The organism is Leucobacter soli (assembly GCF_042659205.1).
In the GTDB taxonomy this organism is placed as follows: domain Bacteria; phylum Actinomycetota; class Actinomycetes; order Actinomycetales; family Microbacteriaceae; genus Leucobacter; species Leucobacter soli.
Window position 1 is genome coordinate 1 of sequence record NZ_JBHSRW010000365.1, and the last position, 1,432, is coordinate 1,432.

Annotated in this window: 3 protein-coding genes; all 3 read right to left on the minus strand. The window is 72.3% G+C overall.

Features of this window, described 5'->3' with window-relative positions; genetic code table 11:
* Positions 1-239, minus strand: a 239-nt coding sequence (locus tag ACFPZL_RS13185) for a hypothetical protein (RefSeq protein ID WP_382335822.1), incomplete at its 3' end; no start/stop codon positions are given.
* A complete protein-coding gene (locus ACFPZL_RS13190; RefSeq protein WP_218114601.1) occupies positions 236-1,126 on the minus strand; it encodes a sulfotransferase domain-containing protein in 891 nt (296 codons plus the stop codon). The genes ACFPZL_RS13185 and ACFPZL_RS13190, both read right to left, overlap by 4 nt.
* A gap of 42 nt (positions 1,127-1,168) precedes the next feature.
* Positions 1,169-1,432: hypothetical protein (locus tag ACFPZL_RS13195; RefSeq protein ID WP_382335824.1), on the minus strand; the 264-nt coding region annotated here is incomplete at its 5' end.

Sequence of the window (1,432 nt, forward strand, 5' to 3'; positions counted from 1 at the left end):
ACCGTGCGGCGCGCGGGCAGGATCAGTTCGATGCGCCCACCGCGCTCCAGGACCGCGTGCCGCTCCACTTCGACCCATCCGGTCGTCCCCGCCGGTCCCGCGACGGCCCGGAAGTCGGGCCGGGCACAGCCGGGCCACAGCTGCTCGGCCACCAGCGCGATCTCCGCGGCCGCGAGACGACCGCAGTCGCCGGCGCCGCGAGTATCGTCGCCGCGAGCACCATCGCGGCCGGCGGTCACCAGCCCAGCCTCTCCCCGAGGAACTCCTCGAGCCGCGCGTTGTGGCTCTCGTAGTGCTCGCTCAGCGACTCGCGGGCGTCGTCGGGGACGTCGTCCCGGGTGCGCCACGTCGCGTTGAAGGTCTTCCGCGTCGACATCTCGACGGTCGGCAGGCCGAGAAAGGCGCAGACGCGGTCGAAGGTCGCCTGCGTGTCGCCGTAGAGATCCTCGGAGCGGACCACGAGCAGCCGGTCTCGTGAGAAGTGCGAGAGCCAGTTCTCGATCTGGGGGAGGTACTCGCCCCGCGCGCGGTAGGCGTACCAGTCGAAGGCGGGGCTGTAGTACTCGGGGTCGGCGAGCATGCGGGTGCGCTCCTCGCCGATGCGATCCTCCTCCGCCCGGAGCGCGTCGGAGAACCCGAGCGGCTCGACCCCGTTCTGCACGCGCTCCTGGTAGTGGGACCAGGCTCGCCGCACCGGATCCCGGATCAGCAGGATCGCCCGCACCTCCGGCGCCACCTCTCGGACGAAGGGGGCGACCCGCGGATCCCAGCAGTAGTAGGGCGATGCCTCCCCGCAGACCGGCGCGTAGCCGAGATCCTGCGCCGCGCGGCGGCGCTCCCCGGTGGTGGGGAAGTGCGAGCGGTACCAGGCCTCGCTCCGCCCGCGGCGGAAGAAGTAGTCGGTGCTCTTGAGGTCGCGCGACCCGGGGAACATGCGCATGACGCCCGGATGGCGCAGCAGGTAGTTGTACAGGGAGGTGGTGCCGCCCCGCTTCGTCCCGGTGATCAGATAGTCCGGGAGCGTCCGAGCCCCGCTGGTGAGCAGCCCGTACCGTCGTGTCGCCTGATCCGCCGAATCGCGGATCCAGCGCGGCGACCGATCCTTGACCTTCCGAACGACTCCCATGTCGACACCCCTTCGTGATCGCGCGTCCCGTCGGCCCGCGTGTCAGCCTCGTTTGCCCCGGCTCTCGGCGGCGAGGAGCAGCACGCCGATGAGCGGCGCCCCCATCTGCTCGGATTCGCGCCCCAGTGCGCGGACCTCGGCGAGGCGGGTCTCGCCGAGCTTCGGCACGAGCACCGCGACATCGCTCACCCGCAGCGCGCGCAGTCGTTCCGCGTGCGTCGCGGCGGCGGTGATCGGCAGCAGCACGTACGCGGCGCGGCTCGTCGGCCGCTCCCCGGGGCGCGAGACCACCGCGACCGGCGCGTC